At 63.6% G+C, this 22,445-nt stretch carries 25 protein-coding genes and 1 tRNA gene; 16 read left to right on the top strand and 10 right to left on the bottom strand.

What is annotated here, in order from left to right:
* Window positions 1-163: 163 nt before the first annotated feature.
* The gene (locus tag CHB86_RS22710) at window positions 164-1,345 is read right to left on the bottom strand and encodes a DUF6538 domain-containing protein (protein ID WP_089235408.1); all 1,182 of its coding nucleotides are present in this window, start codon (window positions 1,343-1,345) and stop codon (window positions 164-166) included.
* A gap of 310 nt (window positions 1,346-1,655) precedes the next feature.
* Here CHB86_RS22710 and CHB86_RS22705 point away from each other — a divergent pair, with 310 nt between their 5' ends.
* The 10 genes from CHB86_RS22705 to CHB86_RS22670 all read left to right on the top strand — a co-directional run bounded on the left by CHB86_RS22705 (window position 1,656) and on the right by CHB86_RS22670 (window position 10,408).
* On the top strand, window positions 1,656-2,924 hold the full coding sequence (locus tag CHB86_RS22705) for a tyrosine-type recombinase/integrase (RefSeq protein ID WP_089235407.1): 1,269 nt from the start codon (window positions 1,656-1,658) through the stop codon (window positions 2,922-2,924).
* A complete protein-coding gene (locus CHB86_RS24360; RefSeq protein ID WP_141134969.1) occupies window positions 2,921-3,448 on the top strand; it encodes a hypothetical protein in 528 nt (175 codons plus the stop codon). Before CHB86_RS22705 ends, CHB86_RS24360 begins: the two co-directional genes overlap by 4 nt.
* A 75-nt stretch (window positions 3,449-3,523) precedes the next feature.
* Window positions 3,524-3,748 (top strand): helix-turn-helix domain-containing protein, encoded by a 225-nt coding sequence (locus CHB86_RS22700; protein ID WP_089235406.1) that lies wholly within the window; start codon window positions 3,524-3,526, stop codon window positions 3,746-3,748.
* Window positions 3,749-3,955: 207 nt separating this feature from the next.
* Entirely contained in the window at window positions 3,956-6,049 is a 2,094-nt protein-coding gene (locus CHB86_RS22695; RefSeq protein WP_089235405.1) for an AAA family ATPase, read from the top strand.
* 294 nt (window positions 6,050-6,343) lie between these two features.
* Window positions 6,344-6,550 (top strand): hypothetical protein, encoded by a 207-nt coding sequence (locus CHB86_RS24355; RefSeq protein WP_141134968.1) that lies wholly within the window; start codon window positions 6,344-6,346, stop codon window positions 6,548-6,550.
* Window positions 6,551-6,739: 189 nt separating this feature from the next.
* Window positions 6,740-7,105 carry a hypothetical protein gene (locus CHB86_RS22690; RefSeq protein WP_089235404.1) on the top strand — a complete coding sequence of 122 codons (366 nt, stop codon included), beginning with the start codon at window positions 6,740-6,742 and terminating at the stop codon, window positions 7,103-7,105.
* The gene (locus tag CHB86_RS22685; protein ID WP_089235403.1) at window positions 7,102-8,496 is read left to right on the top strand and encodes a hypothetical protein; all 1,395 of its coding nucleotides are present in this window, start codon (window positions 7,102-7,104) and stop codon (window positions 8,494-8,496) included. The genes CHB86_RS22690 and CHB86_RS22685 overlap by 4 nt, the downstream gene beginning before the upstream one ends.
* 16 nt (window positions 8,497-8,512) lie before the next feature.
* Complete coding sequence (locus CHB86_RS22680) at window positions 8,513-9,010, top strand: hypothetical protein (protein ID WP_089235402.1); 498 nt, start codon at window positions 8,513-8,515, stop codon at window positions 9,008-9,010.
* A 197-nt stretch (window positions 9,011-9,207) separates the two neighbouring features.
* Entirely contained in the window at window positions 9,208-10,125 is a 918-nt protein-coding gene (locus tag CHB86_RS22675; RefSeq protein ID WP_141134967.1) for a coat protein, read from the top strand.
* A gap of 4 nt (window positions 10,126-10,129) precedes the next feature.
* The gene (locus CHB86_RS22670; RefSeq protein WP_089235400.1) at window positions 10,130-10,408 is read left to right on the top strand and encodes a hypothetical protein; all 279 of its coding nucleotides are present in this window, start codon (window positions 10,130-10,132) and stop codon (window positions 10,406-10,408) included.
* Window positions 10,409-10,569: 161 nt separating this feature from the next.
* On the opposite strand, the gene CHB86_RS22665 is transcribed toward CHB86_RS22670, so the two are convergent.
* From CHB86_RS22665 to CHB86_RS22655, 3 genes are read right to left on the bottom strand one after another with little or no spacing between them, the layout of a single operon-like run.
* Window positions 10,570-10,821, bottom strand: coding sequence for a hypothetical protein (locus CHB86_RS22665; RefSeq protein ID WP_089235399.1), 252 nt, complete (start codon window positions 10,819-10,821; stop codon window positions 10,570-10,572).
* A 41-nt stretch (window positions 10,822-10,862) separates the two neighbouring features.
* Window positions 10,863-11,336, bottom strand: coding sequence for a hypothetical protein (locus tag CHB86_RS22660; protein ID WP_089235398.1), 474 nt, complete (start codon window positions 11,334-11,336; stop codon window positions 10,863-10,865).
* The gene (locus CHB86_RS22655; RefSeq protein ID WP_089235411.1) at window positions 11,333-11,533 is read right to left on the bottom strand and encodes a helix-turn-helix domain-containing protein; all 201 of its coding nucleotides are present in this window, start codon (window positions 11,531-11,533) and stop codon (window positions 11,333-11,335) included. Before CHB86_RS22655 ends, CHB86_RS22660 begins: the two co-directional genes overlap by 4 nt.
* A 109-nt stretch (window positions 11,534-11,642) precedes the next feature.
* Here CHB86_RS22655 and CHB86_RS22650 point away from each other — a divergent pair, with 109 nt between their 5' ends.
* Window positions 11,643-11,873 (top strand): hypothetical protein, encoded by a 231-nt coding sequence (locus CHB86_RS22650; protein WP_089235397.1) that lies wholly within the window; start codon window positions 11,643-11,645, stop codon window positions 11,871-11,873.
* A gap of 1 nt (window position 11,874) precedes the next feature.
* On the top strand, window positions 11,875-12,084 hold the full coding sequence (locus CHB86_RS22645) for a hypothetical protein (protein ID WP_089235396.1): 210 nt from the start codon (window positions 11,875-11,877) through the stop codon (window positions 12,082-12,084).
* A gap of 166 nt (window positions 12,085-12,250) precedes the next feature.
* Here CHB86_RS22645 and CHB86_RS22640 read toward each other — a convergent pair.
* The 5 genes from CHB86_RS22640 to ypfJ form a co-directional block, all read right to left on the bottom strand.
* Window positions 12,251-12,336 (bottom strand) — tRNA-Leu (locus CHB86_RS22640).
* Window positions 12,337-12,391: 55 nt separating this feature from the next.
* Entirely contained in the window at window positions 12,392-13,744 is a 1,353-nt protein-coding gene (locus tag CHB86_RS22635; protein WP_245838299.1) for a TRAP transporter large permease, read from the bottom strand.
* Complete coding sequence (locus CHB86_RS22630; protein WP_089235395.1) at window positions 13,741-14,325, bottom strand: TRAP transporter small permease; 585 nt, start codon at window positions 14,323-14,325, stop codon at window positions 13,741-13,743. The genes CHB86_RS22635 and CHB86_RS22630 overlap by 4 nt, the downstream gene beginning before the upstream one ends.
* 3 nt (window positions 14,326-14,328) lie before the next feature.
* Complete coding sequence (locus tag CHB86_RS22625) at window positions 14,329-15,618, bottom strand: flavin-dependent oxidoreductase (RefSeq protein ID WP_089235394.1); 1,290 nt, start codon at window positions 15,616-15,618, stop codon at window positions 14,329-14,331.
* Window positions 15,619-15,763: 145 nt separating this feature from the next.
* Window positions 15,764-16,624 (bottom strand): KPN_02809 family neutral zinc metallopeptidase, encoded by an 861-nt coding sequence (ypfJ, locus tag CHB86_RS22620; RefSeq protein WP_089235393.1) that lies wholly within the window; start codon window positions 16,622-16,624, stop codon window positions 15,764-15,766.
* A 72-nt stretch (window positions 16,625-16,696) separates the two neighbouring features.
* Here ypfJ and CHB86_RS22615 point away from each other — a divergent pair, with 72 nt between their 5' ends.
* The 3 genes from CHB86_RS22615 (at window position 16,697) to CHB86_RS22605 (ending at window position 19,140) form a co-directional block, all read left to right on the top strand.
* Entirely contained in the window at window positions 16,697-17,275 is a 579-nt protein-coding gene (locus CHB86_RS22615; protein ID WP_089235392.1) for a YqaA family protein, read from the top strand.
* Complete coding sequence (locus tag CHB86_RS22610; protein WP_089235391.1) at window positions 17,272-17,733, top strand: disulfide bond formation protein B; 462 nt, start codon at window positions 17,272-17,274, stop codon at window positions 17,731-17,733. The genes CHB86_RS22615 and CHB86_RS22610 overlap by 4 nt, the downstream gene beginning before the upstream one ends.
* 108 nt (window positions 17,734-17,841) lie before the next feature.
* Entirely contained in the window at window positions 17,842-19,140 is a 1,299-nt protein-coding gene (locus tag CHB86_RS22605) for a hypothetical protein (protein ID WP_089235390.1), read from the top strand.
* Between the two features lie 13 nt (window positions 19,141-19,153).
* Here the strand turns inward: CHB86_RS22605 and CHB86_RS22600 are convergent, their stop codons facing one another.
* Window positions 19,154-19,417: an usg protein gene (locus tag CHB86_RS22600; protein WP_089235389.1), complete on the bottom strand. Its 264-nt coding sequence runs from the start codon at window positions 19,415-19,417 to the stop codon at window positions 19,154-19,156.
* Window positions 19,418-19,611: 194 nt separating this feature from the next.
* Between CHB86_RS22600 and gyrA the strand changes: the two genes are divergently transcribed.
* Window positions 19,612-22,371: a DNA gyrase subunit A gene (gene gyrA / locus CHB86_RS22595; RefSeq protein WP_089235388.1), complete on the top strand. Its 2,760-nt coding sequence runs from the start codon at window positions 19,612-19,614 to the stop codon at window positions 22,369-22,371.
* Window positions 22,372-22,445: the final 74 nt, after the last annotated feature.

Below are 22,445 nucleotides of genomic sequence, written 5' to 3'. Positions count from 1 at the left end.
GACCGGGGAGTCGGCGATGCGATAGCCCTTGTTTTGCTGGAGCTGGAAGCTGAAGCGGTGCCTGTAGCGGGAATAATAGACGCCTCGGGCACCAAAACTTCAGCTATCCCATTGGTTTTGCTCCAGCTTATCGCAGCTGCTTGGAGCCGTAGACCATGTCGGCCTACGCTACTGCCTTCAACCACCTCCGGAGAACCGACAAGGGATAACCTGTGCCGTAGCTCTGGCCTACGCCCTCGCTCTGCCAGCCGCCGATTTGGTCCACGACATCAGCTGGGCATTCCACCGCGCGGAGGCGGTCTCGCATGGCATGGCGAAACCCGTGCATCGTGTAGTCGCTTTGGGTTTGCTCCTTCAGCCACTTGTTGAGTGCCGCACTGGCTGAGTTCGCGTTCGTCGTGTCGCCCTTGTTGTAGCGTGGGAATGCGAAAGGAGAGCCGCCAGATTGCTCAAGGAGTCGATCAGCGGCCCAACGTGCAGTTCCCTCCAGTGGGACAAGACGTCTGCTGCCCTTTGTCTTGAGACGACGCCACGGATGGGGTTGGACGGATACATGGAGGTTTCCCTCGTCATCGAAGACGAAGTCGCTCTTTGCCAAGCCAGCGGCCTCTGCCAAGCGCATCCCGGTGTCAGACACGAGCGCGACCAACCACCGAAGTTCGTCGTCAGCTTGTCTGCACTGCTCCTGCACTGCCCGCAGCGTCTCTGTGGGTATGGTCTTGCGGTCGGAGACCCCTGAACTGCGGTCGAAGTACACACCAGAGAAAGGGTTGTTGAACTGCAGGCCCAATTCGCTGGCCGCGAAGTTGGTGATGGCCCGCACTGTGCCAAGGACGCGCGTGATGCTGCTACCTGCCAAGCCCCTCTCCACAAGGTCATCCCGGAACCTATTGGCATCGGCTCTGGTGTAGGCGTCCAGGTGCTTATCACCGCAGACATCGATCAAGTAACCACAGGCTCGCTCAGCGGCCCTGTGAAACGTCACCGGCCTCCCCTGCCCTTTGAGGCGCAGGTATGTCGCCACAGCTTCTGACAGGAGGACAAACTCAGACGCAGCAGGGCTATCGGGCAGAGCGGTGATGGCGCTGGTGCCGTCCTGCATTCGCCGAAGCATGTGCTTGCCGGGGATCTCGGCTACTTGAGCCCGAAGGTGAAACCAGTAGTCGTCCAGCTTACCTGCGGCGTTCCTCGCCCGTGCCTCAGCGACCCTTGCTGATCTGGTTCTCAGCGAGAACGCGATTCTTGGTGAGGTGTACTGAGGCTTCAGATCGCTCGGTACGCGACGACTGAAGTAATACACGCCTTCTTTCACGAAGGTGAACGTAGGGGATTTGGTCTCCGACATGGTCTACGGCTCCAAGCAGCTGCGATAAGCTGGAGCAAAACCAATGGGATAGCTGAAGTTTTGGTGCCCGAGGCGAGACTCGAACTCGCACGATATTGCTACCGGCGGATTTTGAATCCGCTGGAGGCCACTTCTAGGCACAAGACACTGGTCCGAGTAAGCGCCAATGAGCCTTGTAAAAAAGGGCAATGGCTTCTAATGTATCCGCTGTAGCACCCCGGAAGTTCTAAATGTGCTGCTTACTATTTGCTTACACGGCCCCTCCGGCGGAGAAAAAGTCCGCCGCCAGCGAGCCGGGAAAAGGTGTCAAATGGCCGAAGACCGCGTGAAGTTGACAAAGACCACCGTCGCCAAAATCGAGCCGGCGGAGGGGAAGCAGTTGCTGGTGTGGGACAGCGAGTTGCGCGGCTTTGGGCTGCGGGTTTCACCCGGCGGCGCGAAGGCCTTCATCATGCAGCGGCGTGTCGGGAAAAACACACGCCGTGTCACAATTGGCCGGGCTGGCGACATGACGCCCGAAGCGGCCCGAAAGCGGGCGCTCACGCTGGCAAGTCAGTTCGCCGACGGTATCGACCCGGTGGCGGAGAGGAAGCGCCAGGAGGCCCGCTCAATGACTCTGCGGGACGCCTTCGAGGACTACATGCGCGCGCCGAAGAAGAAGGGGGGCGGCAGAGGGGCGCCAAAGAAGGCCCGAACCATTCGGGATATCGAGAAGTGCATGAGGCGCTTCGATGACTGGTTGGACAAGCCCGTCACCGAGATAACCGGCAGCATGGTGAAGAAGCGGCACGCAGAGATCGTGGAGACCTCGCCTGCCCAAGCCAACCTCGCCTTTCGGTATCTCCGTGCTGCCTTCAACCACGTCATCGCCGACGCCGACGACGATAGAGACGCCCTACTCTCCCGGAACCCGGTGGATCGGCTGAACCGGCTGAACCAATGGGCGGAGGTAAAGCCGGCGAAGGGGCACATTCCCGAGGGCAAGCTCGCCGACTGGATCGAGGCTGTTCAAACCGGCCTCGTTGGCTTGAAGAACGAGAACGAAGCCCGCGACGCGCTGCTGTTCATGCTGCTGACGGGCGCACGACTGGCGGAGGCGCTTGGCAACCCGCTGGACGGCTACCAGCCCTTGGCTTGGAGCGACGTGGATCTTGAGCGGCGGATTGTGGTCTTCCGTAACACCAAGAACCGCACCGATCACGAGTTGCCGCTTGGCTCCGAGCTTGCCAGCCTGCTGAAAGCCCGGAAGGCAGTCAGCGGGCCGGACTTCGTGTTCAGCAATCCGAACGGTGCCCTGCCGACGGATCTTCGCAGCGCATACCACCGTATCGAGGCAAAGACGGGCCTCTACGTCACCGCGCACGATCTGCGGCGCACCTTCGCGACCGTGGCGAGCAAGCTCGACATTTCGGCATACAAGCTGAAGCGGCTGACCAACCACATCAGCGGCGGCGACGTGACCGCCGGATACGTCCAGGTGACGACCGAAGACCTTCGGGACGCCATGCAGCGGATCGAAGACTACATGCTCTCACCCGGCCGAACGGCCGACGTGGTTCAACTGGAGGCGCGGCGATGACCCAAGATCCGTGGAGTTCGCCAGAGGCATTTGCTGCTTGGTGGTTCGCGAATACTTCAGAAAGGGCCGTTAGCGATGAAGGCCTCCGAAGCCTGTTTGCCGACATCGGTCCAGACGCCTTCCAGAAATGCGCGCTGTCAGAAGTCGAAGCCACAAATCTCTGCCTTCGCGCTCTAGAGAGTAAGGACGCATGGGACGTTGCGACGTGGTTGATCCACAACTATTTGAAGAATTCGATCCCCCTTCCGAAGGCGCTTTCTCAGCTTGCGTCAGCTTTGGTCGTCGGGGTGGAATTCCCCAAGACTCGAGGCCGAAAAAGAAACACGGAACGGGATCGCCTGATTGTAATGGCGGTCGAACAGATCGTGGGAAAATGGCAGATCCCAACATATCGGAGCAAGCCTCCGCGTGAGAATGCCCCGCCGTCTGCTTGCTCGATTGTGGCGGACGCACTTTGCTTGGCGGAAACTTCTGTTGAAACAATTTGGCAGAGGCATCTGTCGGAGGGCCGTTCCGAACAATAGGGCGGAGATGTTCCGAATGAGCGAAAATGTCATCGGTTCTAACTAAACCTTGCAACCCTTTATGCGAGGACACCGATGACCATTCAGACCCCCACCTTGGCCGAGACGACGGCCACCGTGCCGGTCCTCTGGACCGAGGATCAAGCGGCTGAATACCTGAACAAATCCGTGAAGTGGTTTCAGCGGGACCGCTGGGTCGGCCCGACGATCCCATACCTCAAGGTCGGGCGAAGCGTCCGCTACCGCGCGGCTGATGTCGTCGCGTACGTCGAGGCCGGATTGGTCGAGGCTTCCGAATAAAGAAAACCCCCAACCGCGCGCATCGGTCGGGAGTTTTCGGAATTTGGCATTTCTGAGAATATACCACGGTTCCGGTGCTCGTGCAATTGCAGGGCAACGAGCAGTGAAAAATATCAAGATATCAAGATTGCCTCGGCGGTGCCGCGAAATCGCTTTGCTGGTTCGCCGTTTGCATTCCAGCACTCAATACAAAAGCGGGCTGGCCGAATGGATATGAACATTCCCACGGCCGCCGCATTCTGCACCGGCTTCGGCCAGCACGACACGCACAAAGACACGGGCGAGCCATACGACAAGGTGACCTTTTCGGACATCGTGGCGATGGCCGAGAACCCGCCGCAGACCCCCAAGGCGCAAGCGCAATGGACCATCGCGAGCCGCTATTGCGGATGGGATGCGCGCGTGTTCGAGGTTCAGCGGGACCGCGGCGAGTTCGGTTTGATCGGCCTCGACTTCGACGGCACAGCCGAGCAGCCCGCGAACTCGGCGAAGGAGATCGGCGCCGCCTTGCGGGCTGTCTTCGGCGAGGACGCCACCCGGCTCTACTACAGCAGCAGCAGGGCAACGGAGGCCAACCCCAAGTCGCGGGTGCTGCTGCCGTTGGCCGACTACATCCCCGGCCGCGACTGGTCCGACACAATGGAAGCCATTCACCAGCTACTTGAGGAACATGGACTCCGCCCCGATCCGGCGCTGGAGCGCGCCGCGCAACTGATCTTCCTGCCGAACCGGGGTGAATACTACCGGCATTCACTCAAGGGCGTGGCCCCCGTGGACCTGACACCGGACCATCCGGTCATTCAACGCCGCGAGGCGAACCGGGCGGCGCGCCTGGAAGCTGAGCGAGCGGCGCAGGAAGAGCGCGTATGGAAGGCAGCGGAGCGGCGGGCCAGGTTCCACGAGACCGGCCTTGAAAGCCCCGTGGATCACTTCAACAAGGCGCACAGCATCGAGGGCCTGTTGGGGCGCTACGGCTACGCCGCGCGTGGCAATGGCCGGGATTGGCGCTCCCCTGACTCCACCAGCGGCAGCTTCGCCCTGCGAGACTACGGCGAGTATTGGGTCTACATGGGTTCGGCGATGGACGACGTAGGCCGCAAGTCCGCTGCGGGTTACCCGACCGGCGACGCCTTCGACCTCTTCGTCTACCACGAGCACGGCGGCGACTATAAGGACGCCGTGCGCTCCTACTCCAAGGAAGCCGGGTTGCGTTCCGAGCCGGTCGCCAAGCCGAGCATCGCGGAAAGCAAGGTTGTGCCGCCCGGTGACGAGCGCAGGGCCGACGTGCCGCGGAATGGCGGCTTCGGCAGGCTGGAATCGAATGCAGCTTTCATGGCCCGCCTGGAGCCGTCCGACTACCTCGTGGATGGCATCTGCGAGAAGGGCATGACCTACGCCATCACCGGCTTTACCGGTCACGGGAAGAGCAGCCTCATGCTCTACCTGATGTTGCAGGTTGCGACGGGCAAGCCGTTTGCCAATCAGGAAGTCGAGCAAGGCAGCGTCCTGTTCCTTGCCGGCGAGAACCCCGACAACGTGCGGCGCCAGTGGCGCGCACTGTGCCTCGCTCACGGGGTGGACGGATACGACCTCCCGGTGTTCTGGCACGACGGCGCATTCCGCATCAGCCAAAGCCTGGACGCGCTCGAAGCCGAAGCCGCCAAGATCCCCAATCTGCGCCTGATCATCGGCGATACGCTGCAAGCCTTCTTCGAGGGCGAGAGCGACAACGATAACGTTTCCATGCTCAACGCGGCCCGGAACTTCCGCAGCCTGTCGCGGGCGGCAGGGAAGCCCACAGTCATCATTCCCGCCCACCCGGCCGGCAAGAAGGCAGACAAGGGCAACCTCGTGCCCCGCGGCGGCGGCGCCTTCATGAACGAGATCGACGGCAACTATACCTGCTGGCGCGAAGACGAGATCGTCACGATGCACTGGCAGGGCAAGCACAGGGGCAGCTACTTCGAGCCGCTGGACTTCGCGATGCCGGAGAAGGCGTTTCCCGAGCTTGCCGACACCAAGGGGCGGCAACACCCGATCTCCGTCGTTACCCACCTCTTCGACAGCGACAAGCGCCGCAGGGCGCAGGAGGCGATGCGGAAGGAAACCGACGCCCTTCGCGCGATCCACGCCAACAACAAGATTTCCGAGGCCGGATTGGCCGACGCCTTGGGGGCTTCGAAGTCCACAGCCCGCCGGATCAAGGAGCGGCTGATCAAGGACGGACTGGTCAAGAAATACGCCCGAAAACTGGAGCTGACCGACGAGGGGCTGGAGGTTCTGAGCGATGCCGAAAGTTAACATAATTCGCTCCACAAGGGGGTGGAGCGCTTCACCCCCAAATGGAGCGCTTCTGAAGCGAATGGAGCGGTTTGGAGCGATGGAGCGTTTTCTGATCCTGCCATTCAAAACAATAGCTTACGCCGGTTCACCCTTTTTCGCTCCGTGGAGTAAAGCGCTTTTGCTCCACCACCCCGTACCCCTAGGTACGGGTGGATGGAGCGCTGGAAGAAATGGCCGACGCGGGGGCTATCAGAAACGGCCCCAATGCCCCGCCCTGCCCCTCCCCATTCTCACCACCGAACGAGGCACCCCATGACCCAGTACGAACGCATCCCCAGCATAGGCACCGAACGCGAAGGCGCCACGCTGGTCCGCATTGAGCGATGCATCAGCGCGCCTAGCCCACGCGGTGCGGTGGTCCTGCATTGGCAGCGGCCGAACGGCACCGGCTTCGCAACCGCCATCGTCACCCACCCGCGGGCTTGCTGTCCGCCTGACGATCCCAACCTGGATTTCTGACCATGAGCACAGCGGCGCGGCGTTCTGGAGGCTTTGTCTGTCAACCCCCTTTTTTGTCGCACTACCCTCTTTTTGTGCCGCAGCGGACATCAAATCCACTGCGATCAGCAAATAAAGGGCTGAACTCAAACGGAAATTCCGAGAAGCGGTGAAAATAGTAACAAGATAGAAAGCAGAAGGCAGGAAATTATGGCCCGAAAGAAGACCATTGCAGACATGCCAGACAAGTTCGAGGCCGGTTACCTCAACCGGCTGGACGGTCGCACGGCAATTGCCAACGACATGCGCGGCCGGTGGCAAGAGATCACCGAAGACCTCGGCGGCGCCGCCTCTCTCTCCTATGCGCAGCGCAGCTTGGTGGAGCGTGCCCTGTGGCTGGAGCATTGGCTTCAGGTGCAGGAGCGAGCCTTGGCAGAGGGGCGCGTCGAAGACTTCGACTCCGGCCGCTGGACGCAGGGTTGCAACTCACTGGTGGGCATCCTCTCCCGGCTTGGCCTTGAACGCAGCCCCCGTGACGTGAGCCTCGCCAACTACCTGGAGGGCAAGTCGCAATGAACATTGTCGAGGCAATGCGCGACCCTCAGTTGTTCGCTGACGCCTTCGGTGCCGACAGCTTCGCACCCTGGCGCGCCCTCCTGGGTGCCTTCTACGGACTGGAACTGACGGAGGACGAGGCAAAGACCGTGCAGGCCATTACGGGGCGCGAGAGCGTGCCTCAGAGCGCCTTCCGTGAGCTGTGGCTAGCCGTGGGGCGTCGGGGCGGGAAGAGCTACGCAGCGGCCCTTGTGGCCGTCTATGAAGCCGCCTTCAGGGACCACCGGGCCAAGCTGGCCCCCGGCGAGTGGGCAACGGTGATGCTGCTCGCTGCAGACCGCCAACAGGCCCGCACCCTGCTGCGCTACGTGCGCGGAATGTTCGACCACCCCATGCTCCGGCCGATGGTGTCACGGGAGACGAGCGACGGCCTCGAACTGACGAACCGATGCGCCATCGAGGTTCACACGGCCTCCCACCGCGCGGTGCGCGGCTATACTTGCGCGGCTGTGATCTGCGACGAGATTGCCTTTTGGCAGAGCGAGGGCGTCTCGCCTGACGCCGAGATCATCGCTGCCCTGCGCCCGTCGCTGGCGACCTTGGATGGCCGTCTGGTTTGCATCTCGTCACCCTATGCCCGCCGCGGCGTGCTGTGGGAAACCTACCGGCGGTATTACGGCAGCAAGTCAGACCGGGTGTTGGTCGCCCAGGCGCCGAGCCGAACGATGAACCCCACCCTGCCCCAGCGGATCGTTGACGACGCCATCAAGGATGACGCAGCCCGCGCCTCCGCCGAATATCTCGCGAACTTCCGGGATGACATCGCCACCTTCGTTGACGGCCGGGTCATTGCCGAATGCACCCGCCGTTCTCCGCTGGAACTGCCGTACTGGTCAAAGCACCGGTACTTTGCCTTTGCCGACCCCGCGGGCGGTGGCGCTGACGAGTTCACCCTTGCCATCGGCCACATGGACGGGCGCCGCTGCATCGTTGACGTAGTGCGGGGCCTGAAGGGTTCTCCGCCGGCCATCGTTGCCGAATACGCCGATCTTCTCGCGAGCTATCGCATTCGGCGCGTGAGTGGAGACCGCTATGCCGGGCACTGGCCTCGCGACGCCTTCAGGGCGCACGGCATTGGCTACGTGGTCGCCGAAATGCACCGCAGCGACCTCTACGTCGAACTTCTCGCTTCGCTGAACTCTGGACTGGTGGAATTGCCACCGGACGAAATGTTGGCGCGCCAATTTATGGCTTTGGAGCGCCGCACGAGCCGAACCGGCCGGGACATGATCGATCACCCGCCGGGCGGACACGATGACCGGGCAAACGCCGTTGCCGGGCTGGTCATTGGAGCATCTTTGAATGCGTCGAAAATCTGCGTCACCGGCATCGGATCCTATCCATCAACCTGAGCACATGGAGACAAACATGTCTGACGATCTTAGCGGCCTGAAGGCCAAATGCGATGAACTGCTGGCCGAGGTGAAAACGGTCAAGGCGCGTCTGAAAGAAGCCGAGGCCGAACGCGACGAGGCGCTGGAAGCGCGGAGCGCGGCGCTGGCCGAAGTGGAGCGTGTCACGGTAACCGAACCCGTCGCGGCGGTCATGTCCGACCTCTTCTCGGTGGCCTTTCGCCGGGTGAAGCCGGACCTGGACGAGCATTTCAAGTTTGTTCGCGATGATGCCGGCAGAATTGCCCTCCGAACCAAGGACGGCGAACCGGTCCACCTTGAAGCGGAAGGACGGGAAGCGGCATTCACCCTCGAGGATCTGCGCAAGGCTGTGGCGCAGACCGGCGGCTTTGATGACGTTCTGATTGCCACCCGTGCCAGCGGCGGCGGCAGCGCCAGCCCGAGTGCTTCGCCGCAGCCGAAAGCCGAGCCGGCCCCGAAACCTAGGGTTGCCGGCACCCTCGGATTGAGGTAATATGATACCACGCCAGCACGAAGCCCCGGGGGCATTGATGCTGGCGTGCCAATGCCCCTAGGGGGCAATGTCGGCGGACCTGGGGACGCCAGCACCAATCCAACAACATGACGAAGGAGTGTGCAGCAATGGCTGTTACTCAGATTTCCGATGTGGTGGTGCCGAGCGAGTTCACCAGCTACATCGTCCAGAACACGATGGAAAAGAGCGCGCTTGTCGAATCCGGCGTTGTCGCTCGGAACTCCGCAATCGCAGACCAGTTGCAGGCCGGGGCTGAGAGCTTCACCGTGCCGTTCTGGAATGACCTCGGCGACGAGGAAGCGGACCTCGTGAATGACGATCCCAACGACGAAAGCACCCCGCTCAAGCTGGGCGGCGCGAAGCAACTCGTCCGCAAGGCGTTCCTGCACAAGAGCTGGTCGGCAATGAACCTTGCCAGCGAACTGAGCGGCGACGACGCCCTTTCCCGCATCCAGGACCGTGCGGCGGCTTACTGGACCCGGCAGACACAGAGGCGCCTGATCGCGTCCCTGAACGGTATTCTGGCCGACAACATCGCCAACTTCAGCGGAGATATGGTCGAGGATATCACCGGCGAGACCGGCTCCGCTGCGAGCTTTTCCGCCTCTGCGGTGATCGATGCGGCCGGAACGCTGGGCGACCTGATGAACGGTCTTTCCGCTATTGCGGTTCACTCCGATATCTACAAGGTCATCCTGAAGAATGACGATATCGAGTATGTCCCTGACAGCCGCGGCGGCTCTCTCGCGACCTACCGCGGCATGGCCCTGATCGTTGACGATCTGCTCCCGGAAGACAGCGGCGATTATACCAGCGTCCTGTTCTCCGCTGGCGCGGTTGGCTTCGCGGTGACCGAGCCTCGCATTGCCGCAGGTACGCAGATCGAAGACAAGCCGAGCGCCGGTAACGGTGGCGGTCAGCAGATCCTCCATAGCCGCGTGAACCTTGGCATCCATCCTGCAGGCTTCTCCTGGCTGGAAGGCAGCGTTGCCGCCGAGAGCGCGTCGCTTGCCGAGTTGGCGCTTGCGGCGAACTGGAACCGGGTTGTCGAGCGCAAGGCGGTTCCGCTGGCGTTCCTCAAGTCGAAGGTCTGAGCCGATGCCGTATGACTACCGCAAGGACCAGCCGACCAACCGGATGGACACGCCAGTCAGCCTTGGCAGTCGGGCGTCGGTGGTAACCCCGAGCAACGATGACTTCCCGGAGTACGCGAAGGCCATCGAGGTTATCGCCGCCGGAACGCTGGTTTTCCTGCCGACCCAAAACGACGATGCCGACACCATCACGGTTACGGCTGAGGTTGGCTACACGACGAACGTGAATGTGCGGCGAGTTCTGCCCGCCACCACGGCCACGGTGATTGCCATCTTTGATTAAGGCCGGTGCGCCTGCGGCTACTTGGAACGTTTGCCGCCGCGAAGCACCCCGTTAGTCGGCGAGTGGGAAAACCCCGACAGAGCGCGGCCCTGGCTACCTTTTCCGGGGCGCGGCGCTCTACAAGCCGGGAGCATGTCTCCCGGCTTATCTCTTTGCTGCAGTCAGCGCGTCCGGCCAGCGTTCGCGGACGCTCCGATTTGCCGAAGTTCGTCCTCGCAAGCTTCGATCAAGTTGTCAGGCAATCCGGCGTTTTCGAGTTGCGTGTGGATTTCGGCTTCCAGTCTGGCGATATCGTTCACCAGCCCCGATGATTGGAAACCCTCTACTTCGCGCAGCCGATAGACTAGTCGTTCGATGAATACCCTGTGTGCCATCAGCCGGCCGGTCATATCGGCATATAGTGGTTCGATCATTGGGAAATACTCCTTGGAAATGGTTGGCCGCGAGGCCGGGCTTAACGTTTCATGGATGCCATCTGTTGGTGCTTTAGGTCTGACAGACGCTCGTTATGTCTTTGGTTCTCGTCAAAGAAGTCCTGAATGGCGTCGACGTCGTTCTTCAGGCGGCGGATCCTCACGGCGGCATTCTCCAATACGTCGCCGGATTGACCCGCAATGCCCTTGAGCAGCCCTTCCAACTCGGATGCAATCTGCTCAGCGCGTGAGGCGTTTTCTTCGATTTCTCCGATCGTGAGTCGGGCGCGCCCCGAGTTATGAGCTCCAAATGCGGACAGCGATGCCCTAGTCTCGGAAATTGCCCTTCCGGAATTTTGAGCCAGTCGCTTGGCAAGGGCTATTGCGGCTTCGGCATCATGGCGGGCATCAACCCGCAGGTTTTGGCGCCTTGCGGATCTCGCCTCGCGGACAGCCCAGTACGCAGCAACTGCAGCGCCCAGGGAGACGATTAGGGCTAGAATGTCTAAAGTCATTTCCTCAACCTCACACCTGGCCCGCCACCGTTCTCCGCGATGAATATCACCCCTGCGGTTTCAAGCGCCGCGCGGATCGTCGCAACTGTCGCGGGCTTCAATTCCTCTCCCCGCTCCAGCCGTGCGACGGTATTGGGTGATACGCTCGCCTTCTCCGCCAGATCTCGCACGCCTAGCCCCAATGCGGCCCTCGCCATCTTGCACTGCACGCTGTCCAATTTGGTAACCTCGTTACTTTTTCGTTGCCCCTTCGGGGGCTTTGGGGCAGAGTAACGACGTTACCAAAACCTAACAAGGACCAAGTCAATGACTGAACAACGCGCCTGCGCGACCGATACCGGCTTGACCATCGAGCGGAGGGTTTCCGACTGCCAGTCCGATGCCGTCGTCCTGGCCGGGATGGTCGAGGCAATCGACCTCATGGCGAACGAAGGCGAGCGCTTCGGGAATGCGATTGCCGCGGTGACTATCGCGGCACTGGACCGGGCAAACAAACTCGCCTCCGATCTGGACAGCATCAACTTCAAAGGGGCGTGAAATGACCAACCGACGCGAAGCCGCCGACCACACCGACCAAGCCCGTATCCAGGCGGAGGGGCTGACCCAAGCGCTCTATGACATGACCATCGAGAGCACCGCCATTGACCACGCCCACCCGGAGGCCGTCGGCATGATGGCAATCATCCGGGCGCTGCAGGACTACGTGGAGCAGTACGGCAAGCGACTGGATGAAGAGCGCGCCGCCTAGGCCGATTCCGATCTGGCAAGTTCGCCTCGCACTCCGGTGCGGGGCATTTTTTATGGTGCGACATGTTGTCATCGCGGCCCGTGCTGGACTGCTTACAAATCGCTTACTTTCCGTTGGGCGCGGCCGGCTTGGCTGATCTGAGGTCTGCGTAAGTCTTTGAAATTGTTGGTGCCCGAGGCGAGACTCGAACTCGCACGATATTGCTACCGGCGGATTTTGAATCCGCTGCGTCTACCATTCCGCCACTCGGGCCACCGAGCGCCTGTTTAGCGCCACTCAACGCATGGCGCCAGCACAAATGGCGGGCTCAGCCGGTCAGCGTGACGAGCCAGAGCGAGATGGCCGGGAAGGCCACAAGAAGGCAGACGCGCAGCAGGTCCGAGACGATGAAGGGCATCACGCCGACATAGGTGCGGCCGATCCGGATGTCCGGTGCGACGCCGTTCAGGATGAAGAGATTCATCCCCACCGGCGGCGTGATCAGCCCGACCTCGACGACGATCAGCGCGAGAATGCCGAACCAGATCGCCGTGTGATCGGCGGACATGCCGAAGTCCAGCGCTTCGATCACCGGCAGGAAGATCGGCACCGTCAGCAGGATCATCGACAGGCTCTCCATCACGCAGCCGAACAGCAGGTAGCACAGCAGCATCGCCACCAGCACCAGCATCGGTGCATAGCCTTGCGTCAGCACCCAGTCGGCCAGCAGGTTCGGCGCGCGGGTGAGCGCGAGGAAGCCCTTGAAGATCTCGGCGCCCAGCAAGATGAAGAAGATCATGCCCGTGGCCTTGGCGGTCTCGAGGAAGGATTCCAGCAAGCCGGCGAGCGAGAGGCGGCCGCGCAGGAAACCGTAAAGCGCCGTCGCGGTGCAGCCGAAGGCCGCCGCCTCGTTGGGCGTGAAGAGCGCCTGGTCGCCCGGGCGCGACCAGTCCCAGTCGCCGACGATGCCGCCCATGGTGAGCCCGAAGATCGCGATCACCGGCCAGGTGGCGCGCAGGGTGCCCCAGCGTTCGCTCCAGGGCTTGCGCGGGCCGACGGGTCCTGCGCCGGGCCGCAGCCGGACATAGAGCGCCACTGTCAGCATATAGCCGAGCGCGGCGAGAACGCCCGGTATCAACGCGGCCATGAACATCTTGACGATGTTCTGCTCGGCGAGGATCGCGTAGATCACCAGGATCACCGAGGGCGGGATGAGGATGCCGAGGGTGCCGCCCGCGGCCAGAACGCCGGTCGAGAGCGCGTCGGAATAACCGCGCGCGCGCATCTCCGGCAGGGCCACCTGCCCCATCGTCGAGGCGGTCGCCAGAGAGGAGCCGCAGATCGCGCCGAACCCCGCGCAGGCGCCGATCGAGGCCATGGCGACCCCGCCGCGGCGATGGCCGAGCCAGTCCGACGCGGCGGCGAACAGCGCCGAGGACATGCCGGTTCGGGTCGCGATCTGGCCCATCAGCAGGAACAGCGGCACCACCGCCAGGCCCTGGTTGGAGAAGGTCTCGTAGGTCAGCGTCTTGAGTTGCGCCATCGAGCCGTCCGGCGTGCCGATCACGTACCAGGTGCCGAAGAAGCCCGCGAAGCCCATCGCCAGCGCGATCGGCACCCGGAGGAACACCGCGGCGAGCATCATACCGAGCGCGGTCAGGGCCAGCGGAAGCCCGGTCACAACGCGCCCTCCCGCCCGTCCCGGACCCAGCCCCAGGATCGCCGGACCGTGTAGAGGCCCACGATCACCATCATCGCCGCGCCGAGCAGCGCCGCCGCGTAAAGGATCCAGACCGGCACCTGCAATTCGTAGGTCGTCTCGGGAAAGAACGGCTTGTAGCTCATCCCGAACGCGTCTCGGAAGGCGTCGGAGCCATAGGGAAACTTCTCGCCGAAGCCGAACCAGAGCTGGCGCAGGATCACCGCCGAGGCGATGGTGATCAGCAGGTCGCCGATCAGCCCGAAAATCGCCTGGATGCGGGCCGGAAAGGTGTTGGTCAGGATGTCGACCGTGACGTGGCCGCGCCTTAGCTGGCACCACGGGAGGAAGTAGAAAACCGCGAGCGCGCAGCCGTTGGCGACCATCTCGTAATCGCCGCGCACGGCGCCGAGGCCGACCCCGTCGAGCGAGCGCCCGACGATCGAAACCACGGTCATCACCGACAGGGCCGCGAGGATCGCGCCGCCGAGCCAGGCCAGCCATCGCGCGGCCCTTTCCACGAGGTGTTCCGGGCGCGCGGGCGCCAGCGTTGTCTCGGTCACGCGTCAGTCCCCGATCGGGCCGCGCGTGGGCGCCGCTGGTGCCGCGCCGATGATCGAGGGTTGGGCGTTGATCTCCTCGACCGTCAGGCCGGCGGCCTGCTTGTAGCGGTCGGAATAGCCACGGCGCTCGTCCTCGCTCAGAACGCTGTCGATATCGTCGAACCCGTCCGGCGCGCGTTCGGCCACAGCGTCGAGCACCGCATCGGGTCCTTCGCCGCGGTTGGCGGCCATGATCGCGTTCACCGGCTCGCGCCGCGCCGCGTCGTAACTGACCAGCGCGTAGGCCGTCGCACCCTGGTCACGGATCTCGCGGGCCATGACACGCGCATCGAGGATGCCCTGCGAGGCCCCGTTGGAGCCGATCGGGTACATCGGATGCGCGGCGTCGCCCAGGAGCGCGATCGGCCCGAGTGTCCAGCTCGGCAGCGGGTCGCGGTCGACCAGCGGCCATTCCCAGCAAAGCTCGGTGCTGCGGATCAGCTCGGCCACGTCGAGCCAATCGAAGTGCCAGTCCTCGAAGCTCGGCAGTACGTCGGCGATATCGCCGTTCCGGCTCCAGTCCTGCTTGTCCATGTCGCGCTTGGGCGCGTTGTCGATATCGGCGATCCAGTGGATGAAGCTTTGGTCCCTGCCCTTGTGGGCGATGGGATAGGCGACGAACTTACGGCCCTTCTCGCCGGAAATCGTCATCGTCTGCCCGCCGAGGAATCGGGGTCCGTGCGATACGCCGCGCCACATCATCGTGTGACGGAAGTTCGGGGCACTCACCTCCGGGAACAGGGTCTTGCGTACCGAGGACCGCGCGCCGTCGCATGCGACGAGGACCGAGCCCTTGATCCGATCAAGCTCGACGCCGTAGTTCCGGTCCGTCAGGACAACCTCGAGCCCCTGCGGGGTTTCCTTCCATTTGCTGACCTTGGCGCCCGCGAGGATCGCACTCGGGCCGCAGCGCTCCAGCAGGGTTTCATGCAGCATCATCTGCAGGCCGCCGCGATGGATCGAGTATTGCGGATAGAGATAGCCCGCCTGAATCCCGCGCGGCTCCGACCAGATCTCCTGCCCCTGGGCGTTGAAATACGCCATGCGCTCGGTGCGCAGGCCGATCCTGTCGAGGTGCTCCTTCAGGCCGAGATCATAGAGCTCCCGCACCGCGTGCGGCTGCAGGTTGATGCCGAAGCCGAGCGGCTGCAGCTCCGCGATGGCCTCGATGATCCGGAACGGCACTCCGACCTGGTGCAGCGAAAGGCCGAGGGTGAGGCCGGAAATGCCGGCTCCGCAGATCAGGACAGTCATCAGGCGTGGCTCCGTTGCGGTTGGATGCTCTTGGAGGTGCTGCCCTCCTATGCGTCTGTCCGGTCAGGGTTTGCAACCAATGAATGGCCCGTCCCGGCGCACCCATGCGCTGCTTGCAAGGCTGCCGTCGGAGCTGCGGCGCGTCCTACAATGCGTCCGTGCCGAAGGTGTCGCAGGACGCCAGCTGTCCCGACTGCACCCCGGTCGCGAACCAGCGCTGCCGCTGCTCCGACGTGCCGTGGGTAAAGGTGTGCGGCCGCGGCACCCGTCCGGCCTCGCGCTGAAGGGTGTCGTCACCGATCTCCCGCGCGGCGACCAGCGCTTCGTCGAGGTCGCCCGATTCCAGCGTGCCGAGCTGTTCATGGACCTGCCGCGCCCAGATCCCGGCATAGCAATCGGCCTGCAGCTCGATCCGGACCGAGATCGCGTTGGATTCCGCCTGCCCGACCTGCGCCCGGATGCGGTTGGCCTGCGCGAGGATGCCGAGTTCGTCCTGCACGTGGTGCGCGACCTCGTGGGCCACCACGTAGGCCGCCGCGAAATCACCGCTCGCGCCGAACCGGTCCCGCAGCTCGGCGAAGAAAGCGGTGTCGAGATAGACCTTCTTGTCGAGCGGGCAGTAGAACGGACCTGTGGCCCCGGAGGCATTCCCGCAGGGTGACTGGGTGACGCCGGAGAACAGCACAAGGATCGGCGGGTTGTAGGGTTGTCCGACCTGCGTCTGAAAGAGGTTCGCCCAGATCTCCTCGTTGTCGGCCAGCACCACCGAGACGAACTGGCCCGCCGCATCTTCCGCCTGGCTGGGCGCCTGGCCGCCGGAATAACCTCCCGGCGACGTCTGCTGGCCACCGCCGATCAGGAAGGACGGGTCGATGCCCAGCACCCAGCCGAGGACGACGATCACCAGCAGCCCCAGACCGCCGATTCCGCCTGCCGCGCGTGCCGGACCGGAGCGGCCACGACGATCCTCGATGTTGCGACTCCCGCGCCGCCCTTGCCACTTCATGCCGCATCCCCCGCTTGACCCCGGAACCTGAGCGTGATGTTTGCACAATGCAGCATTACAGGAAACCAGACATTGCTTCGCGGACTCTACGACTGGACGATTTCCCTCGCCGCCGGAAAACACGCGATGTGGGCCCTGGCAATCGTCGCTTTCATTGAAAGCTCGTTTTTCCCCATCCCCCCGGATGTATTGATGATTCCGATGATCCTCGCCACGCCGCACCGGGCCTTCCGGATCGCGGGCGTCGCCATGGTCGCCTCGGTGCTGGGCGGGGTGCTCGGATACGCGATCGGCGCCTTCGCGTTCGAACAGATCGGCCAGCCGATCCTCGAGAACCTCGGCAAGACCGACAAGATGGAAGCCTTCAACGAGCGCTTCAACGATGTCGGCTTCTGGGCGGTGCTGATCGCGGGGCTTACGCCCTTCCCCTACAAGGTCATCACCATCATGTCCGGCTGGACCGGGATGCCCTTCTGGACCTTCATGATCACCTCGATCCTCGCCCGTGGCGGACGCTTCTTCCTGGTGGCCGGGCTGCTGTGGAAATACGGACCGCCGATCCGCGAGTTCATCGAAAAGCGCCTCGGGCTGATGCTCACGCTCTTCGTCGCGATGCTCCTCGGCGGCGTTTACCTGGTAAAATACCTGTGACCCGAAACACGCTCCTCCTCCTGGCGCTGCTCGGCTCCCTCGGCAGCCTCGCCGGCGCCTTCTTCTTCCAGCATGTCATGGCGATCCTGCCCTGCCATCTGTGCATCCTGCAACGCTGGCCGCATGTGGTCATGGCGGCGCTGGCGGCTTTGGCGCTGGTCTTGCCGCACCGGCTGCTGGCGTATCTCGGGGCGCTGGTCGCTACCGTGAGCCTTGGGCTTGCGGTGTATCACAGCGGCGTGGAACGCAAGCTCTGGGCCGGGCCGTCCGACTGCACCGGCGGGCAGGATCTGTCCGACCTCGCGGGGTCGGACCTGCTGAGCACCGATTTCACCGTCGGCATCGTGCGCTGCGACGAGATCTCCTATTCGATCCTCGGGCTCTCTTTCGCCAACATGAACGTGCTGCTTTCGCTGGGGCTGATTGTCGTGTGGCTGCTCGCCGCGCGCCGCAGCTGAGCCCCGTCCCTGACATCGAGTTGACCCTCCCCCACGCGGGGCGATAGAACCCGCCCGGCTTCGGGGCATCGCAGAATGCCGTCCGTCGGGAGGGCAAGGCAGGCAGAGATGGAAGAACGTCTACGCAAGAAGGGCAAACGCGGCGAAGCGAAGCGCAACGGGATGAATCGGCAGGCGCTCGAGGAAGCCCTCAAGCTGCCGTCCGACACCCCTGCCCGGATCGACCGGATCCACCGCCGGCTGGAGCGCAAGCTCAAGGCCTATCCGCGCCACAGGCCCCGTCTGCGTCCGAAACTGATGCTGGAGATCATGGAGGCGGAGGAGCTGTCGCCCGGGCTGCGCGACGTTCTCGACCGGTTTCTCGTCTCGCTGGTGTTCCGCAACGCGCCCGAGATCTTCGACGAGCCCGACCTCAATTCCATGCGCCTGCGCGCGCTCGATCCCGACGGCGACCGCGCCCGCGCGAAAGATCCCGTCGGCGCCTACCTGAACAGCCGTCCGGAGGAAATCCGCACGCTCTATCTCGGCTCCTTGCACTACGCGATGCGTAACGTGCCCGAAGCCTACGATGCCTTCGACCGGAGCCGCCGCGCCCAACTCGCGATCGGCCGCTTCCCGCATATGCACACCGGGCTCGCGATGGCCCGAACGCTGGACGAACTGGTAACGCTCGGCACCGCGGCCGATGCGCCGCTGCGGTCTCCGGTCACCTTCGACAGCGACCGCAGCTTTGCCGAGGACAAGCCGCTGTTCCTTGTCGGTGTCGACCAGAAGTATTTCGACCTCTTTTCCGAGGGTCTGATCGCCTCGGCCAACGGCCGGGTGAACCTGCACTTCCACATCGCCAACCCGACCGACAGCCCGCGCCCCACTGCCGGGAACATTCGCTACTCCTTTGAGACCGCGCCGCATGACACGGCCTATTACGCCTCCATGCGCTTCCTCAGGATGTCCGAGATCCTGCGCCACCACGGCGCCCCGCGGATCACGGCGATCGATGCGGACAAGGTGTTCACCACCGACCCGGCGGATTACAGCGCCTATCTCGAGGGAAAGGACATGGGCCTCACCGTGTTCTACGAATACCCCTCGCAGCTGTTCTGGAACCATTGCAACGCGCAGGTCGTCACCATGTGCGACACGCCGGCGGCGGAGAACTTCATGGCGGTCTTCTCCCGCCTGTTCGACGCGCTCTTCGATCCGCAGGGCCAGAACTGGTGGATCGACCAGGCGCTGCTGGCCCATGCGGTCCACGTAACCAAGGCCACCGGCCATGGCGCGCATATCGTCAACAACCGGTCCGCCTCCGACGTCGGGGCGATTGCCGGTCTGGAGCAGGTCAAGGGCGTGGCCGAGCACAAGAGCAAGGGCCAGGACGCACAGGTAGCGCTGGACGAAGCCGGCTAGGCCCGCCGCCGGATCACTGAAGGTAGAATTCGCCCTTCACATTGCGCCATTCGCCGGGGGCGATCTCCTTGCGGTGCACGAAGCGCACCGAGTGGAGCGGCCCTTCGATCTCCTCCTGCCAGAACTCGATGAAGCGGAACAGACGTGGGTGGTCCGGCGCCAGGTCGTAATCCTGCCAGATGAAGGAATTCAGCACGTTCTGGTAGTCGGGCATACGATAGAACATCTCGGCGGTGGTCAGCCCGTAGCCCGCCAACATGAGTTCGGTCTCGCGCATTCTCGGCGTCTCCATTGCATTGCCTGTGCAGGCAATGATGCACCCTTCGATATCTTCTCCAAAGAAAACAATCTGTTGGCACTCTGGCGGCCCGGCTGACAGGGGTTTTTCGCCACCGGCATTGCACCTGATCTCGCGGATCGGCTAAGATGCGCCAACTAGATATAGCGGTGCGCACAAATCGCAGGCAGAGAATGACCGACACTCCGGAACCCCCTGAAAACGAAGAAGAAGATCGCCCCGAGCGTCCCGCGTACGAAGGGCCGACGATTTCGATCGCCGACGAGATGAAGACGTCCTACCTCGATTACGCGATGAGCGTGATCGTGAGCCGGGCGATTCCGGATCTGCGCGACGGCCTGAAGCCGGTGCACCGGCGCATCCTCTACGCGATGCACGAGACCGGCAACACGCATGACAAGCCCTACCGCAAGTCGGCGCGCCCGGTCGGCGACACGATGGGTAAGTACCACCCCCACGGCGACAGCGCGATCTATGACGCGCTGGTGCGGATGGCGCAGGACTTCTCGATGTCCCTGCCCCTGCTCGACGGCCAGGGCAACTTCGGCTCGATGGACGGCGATAACGCGGCGGCCATGCGCTATACCGAGGTGCGGATGGACAAGCCGGCGGCCTTCCTGCTGGCCGACATCGAGAAGGACACCGTCGACTTCCAGGACAACTACGACGGCAAGGACAAGGAACCGGTGGTCCTGCCGGCGCGGTTCCCGAACATGCTGGTCAACGGCGCCGGCGGTATCGCCGTGGGCATGGCGACCAACATCCCGCCGCACAACCTCGGCGAGGTGATCGATGCGACCCTGGCGCTGATCGAAAGCCCGGACCTCTCGACCGAAGAGCTGATCGAGTACATCCCGGGTCCGGACTTCCCCACCGGCGGCATCATGCTGGGCCGCTCCGGGGCGCGGAAGGCCTATCTCGAAGGCCGCGGCTCGGTGATCCTGCGGGCCAAGACCCGGGTGGAGGAGATCCGCAAGGACCGTTACGCCATCGTGCTCGACGAGATCCCCTACCAGGTCAACAAATCCTCCATGATCGAGAAGATCGCCGAGATGGTCCGCGACAAGAAGATCGAGGGCATCGCCCATGTCGCAGACGAATCCGACCGCGTCGGCGTTCGGGTGGTGATCGAGCTGAAGCGCGACGCGACCCCCGACGTGGTGCTCAACCAGCTGTTCCGCTTCACGCCCATGCAGACGACCTTCGGCTGCAACATGCTGGCGCTCAACGGCGGCCGGCCGGAGCAGCTGACCCTGCGCCAGTTCCTGACCGCCTTCCTCGACTTCCGCGAGGAGGTCGTCGCGCGGCGGACGGCCTACGAGCTGCGCAAGGCGCGGGAGCGGAGCCACATTCTCTGCGGTCTCGCGGTCGCGGTCTCCAACGTTGACGAGGTGGTCGCCACGATCCGTTCCTCCGCCGATCCGGCCGAGGCCCGCGAGAAGCTGATGACCCGCCGCTGGCCGGCCGAAGACATCGCCGACTACATCCGGCTGATCGACGACCCGACGCATACGATGAACGACGACGGGACCTACAACCTCAGCGAGATCCAGGCCCGCGCGATCCTCGAACTGCGGCTGCAGCGCCTGACCGCGATGGGTGTGAAGGAAGTCACCGACGAACTCGAGGATCTGGCAAAGAAGATCGTCGACTACCTCGCTATCCTCCGCTCGCGCGAGCGGATCATGGGCATCATCGCCGACGAGCTGCGCGAAGTGCGCGAGCAGTTTGCCGTGCCGCGTCGCACCGAGATCGTCGACTGGGCCGGTGACATGGAGGACGAGGACCTCATCGAGCGCGAGGACATGGTGGTGACAGTCACCCAGTCCGGCTATATCAAGCGCACCCCGCTCAGCGAGTTCCGCGCCCAGCGTCGCGGTGGCAAGGGGCTGTCTGGTGGCGGGCTCAAGGATGACGACGTGGTGACGACGCTCTTCGTCGCAAACACCCACACGCAGCTCCTGTTCTTTACCACCGACGGCATCGCCTACAAGATCAAGACCTGGCGCCTGCCCGCCGGCGGGCGCAACGCCCGCGGCAAGGCGATCGTCAACATCCTTCCGATCCCGACGGGCGTCTCCGTGGCCGCGATCATGCCGGTCGACCGCGACGAGAGCGACTGGGACGATCTGCAGATCGTGTTCGCCACCTCGGCCGGCACGGTGCGCCGCAACAAGCTCTCGGACTTCACCAACGTCATGCGCAACGGCAAGATCGCGATGAAGTTCGAGGACGAGCACGCCGACACCCGGCTGATCAACGCGCGCATCTGTTCCGAGGATGACGACGTGATGCTGGTCACCCGGCTCGGCCGCGCGATCCGCTTCCCGACCACCGACGTGCGGGTGTTCAATTCGCGCAGCTCGGTCGGCGTTCGCGGCATCCGGCTCGCCAAGGACGACGAGGTCGTCTCGATGTCGGTCATCCGCCATTTCGAGGCCAATCCGGAAGAGCGTGCGGCCTACCTCAAGCAACGCCGGCTGGTGGCCGGTGCTCCGGACGACGCGGAGCCGGACGAGGAGGAAAGCGCCGTCGAGGGCGGCCAGCTCTCGCCCGAGCGCTATGCCGAGATGTCGGCGGCGGAGGACCTGATCCTGACCATCACCGCCAATGGTGCCGGTAAGACCAGCTCCAGCCACGACTACCCGGTGCGCGGCCGTGGCGGCCAGGGCGTGGCGGCGATGGACCGCGCCATGCGCGGCGGCCCGCTGGTGGCGTGCTTCCCCGTGGAAGCCGACGACCAGATCATGCTCGCGACCTCCACCGGCCAGTCGATCCGCTGCCCGGTGGACGGCATTTCCTTCCGATCCCGCGGCGCCGGCGGCGTTCGCGTGTTCCACACGGCGGCCGATGAAAAGGTCGTTTCCGTGGCTCGCATCGCCGAACAGGGCGAGGACGACGAGTTGCCCGAAGCGGGCGACACGGCCGAGTGAATCAGGCGCTTCGGGGGCGCAATTGTGCCCCCGAAGCTGCCGCTTGGTTGATTTTTTCTTAAAATCAGGGCGTT

The sequence above is a fragment of the Tropicimonas sediminicola genome, from assembly GCF_900188335.1.
GTDB lineage: Bacteria > Pseudomonadota > Alphaproteobacteria > Rhodobacterales > Rhodobacteraceae > Tropicimonas > Tropicimonas sediminicola.
This window is presented reverse-complemented; position numbering and strand designations above follow the sequence as displayed.

Bases quoted from the DNA above. Each gene is read 5' to 3' on its own strand.
- CHB86_RS22605 (WP_089235390.1), top strand. From the start codon at position 17,842: ATGGAAGAACGTCTACGCAAGAAGGGCAAACGCGGCGAAGCGAAGCGC.
- CHB86_RS22650 (WP_089235397.1), top strand. From the start codon at position 11,643: ATGACTGAACAACGCGCCTGCGCGACCGATACCGGCTTGACCATCGAG.
- CHB86_RS24355 (WP_141134968.1), top strand. From the start codon at position 6,344: ATGACCCAGTACGAACGCATCCCCAGCATAGGCACCGAACGCGAAGGC.
- CHB86_RS22700 (WP_089235406.1), top strand. From the start codon at position 3,524: ATGACCATTCAGACCCCCACCTTGGCCGAGACGACGGCCACCGTGCCG.
- CHB86_RS22660 (WP_089235398.1), bottom strand. From the start codon at position 11,336: ATGACTTTAGACATTCTAGCCCTAATCGTCTCCCTGGGCGCTGCAGTT.
- CHB86_RS22710 (WP_089235408.1), bottom strand. From the start codon at position 1,345: ATGTCGGAGACCAAATCCCCTACGTTCACCTTCGTGAAAGAAGGCGTG.
- CHB86_RS22645 (WP_089235396.1), top strand. From the start codon at position 11,875: ATGACCAACCGACGCGAAGCCGCCGACCACACCGACCAAGCCCGTATC.
- CHB86_RS22655 (WP_089235411.1), bottom strand. From the start codon at position 11,533: ATGGCGAGGGCCGCATTGGGGCTAGGCGTGCGAGATCTGGCGGAGAAG.
- CHB86_RS22705 (WP_089235407.1), top strand. From the start codon at position 1,656: ATGGCCGAAGACCGCGTGAAGTTGACAAAGACCACCGTCGCCAAAATC.
- CHB86_RS22665 (WP_089235399.1), bottom strand. From the start codon at position 10,821: ATGATCGAACCACTATATGCCGATATGACCGGCCGGCTGATGGCACAC.
- CHB86_RS22670 (WP_089235400.1), top strand. From the start codon at position 10,130: ATGCCGTATGACTACCGCAAGGACCAGCCGACCAACCGGATGGACACG.
- CHB86_RS22695 (WP_089235405.1), top strand. From the start codon at position 3,956: ATGGATATGAACATTCCCACGGCCGCCGCATTCTGCACCGGCTTCGGC.
- gyrA (WP_089235388.1), top strand. From the start codon at position 19,612: ATGACCGACACTCCGGAACCCCCTGAAAACGAAGAAGAAGATCGCCCC.
- CHB86_RS22600 (WP_089235389.1), bottom strand. From the start codon at position 19,417: ATGCGCGAGACCGAACTCATGTTGGCGGGCTACGGGCTGACCACCGCC.
- CHB86_RS22680 (WP_089235402.1), top strand. From the start codon at position 8,513: ATGTCTGACGATCTTAGCGGCCTGAAGGCCAAATGCGATGAACTGCTG.
- CHB86_RS24360 (WP_141134969.1), top strand. From the start codon at position 2,921: ATGACCCAAGATCCGTGGAGTTCGCCAGAGGCATTTGCTGCTTGGTGG.
- CHB86_RS22625 (WP_089235394.1), bottom strand. From the start codon at position 15,618: ATGACTGTCCTGATCTGCGGAGCCGGCATTTCCGGCCTCACCCTCGGC.
- CHB86_RS22690 (WP_089235404.1), top strand. From the start codon at position 6,740: ATGGCCCGAAAGAAGACCATTGCAGACATGCCAGACAAGTTCGAGGCC.
- CHB86_RS22685 (WP_089235403.1), top strand. From the start codon at position 7,102: ATGAACATTGTCGAGGCAATGCGCGACCCTCAGTTGTTCGCTGACGCC.
- CHB86_RS22675 (WP_141134967.1), top strand. From the start codon at position 9,208: ATGGAAAAGAGCGCGCTTGTCGAATCCGGCGTTGTCGCTCGGAACTCC.
- ypfJ (WP_089235393.1), bottom strand. From the start codon at position 16,624: ATGAAGTGGCAAGGGCGGCGCGGGAGTCGCAACATCGAGGATCGTCGT.